The organism is Bacillus sp. SIMBA_154 (assembly GCF_046536015.1).
GTDB classification, from domain to species: domain Bacteria; phylum Bacillota; class Bacilli; order Bacillales; family Bacillaceae; genus Bacillus; species Bacillus pumilus_P.
In genome coordinates this window covers 1-322 of the sequence record NZ_JAWJBV010000132.1, presented here as the reverse complement: position 1 = coordinate 322, position 322 = coordinate 1, and the positions used below count along the sequence as shown (strand labels likewise).

Annotated in this window: 1 protein-coding gene; it reads left to right on the top strand. The window is 56.8% G+C overall.

Annotated elements, in window-relative coordinates; all coding sequences use genetic code 11:
• Positions 1 to 8 precede the first annotated feature (8 nt).
• On the top strand, positions 9 to 322 hold a 314-nt coding region (locus R0K30_RS21440), incomplete at its 3' end, for an Ig-like domain-containing protein (protein WP_410612806.1).

Genomic DNA, 322 nt, shown 5'->3' with positions numbered 1-322 from the left:
CCGCACCAGTGGCAGTGGATGACAGCGAATCGGGTGCTTCAGGTGCCACCGTTGAAGTTGACGTCGTTGGTAACGATAGCGACGCTGAAAATGATCTTGACCCAACGACCGTCATCATCACCCAAGCGCCAGCTGGCAGTACTATTGCCGCTGACGGCAAATCGGTGGACGTACCAGGCGAAGGCACATGGACGGTCAATCCGACTACAGGTGCCATCACCTTTGCCCCAGTCGCAGGTTTTACCGCGGACCCAACGCCAATCAGCTACACCGTAGACAACCTGACGGGTGACACCTCAAACGAAGCGACCGTCACCATTGA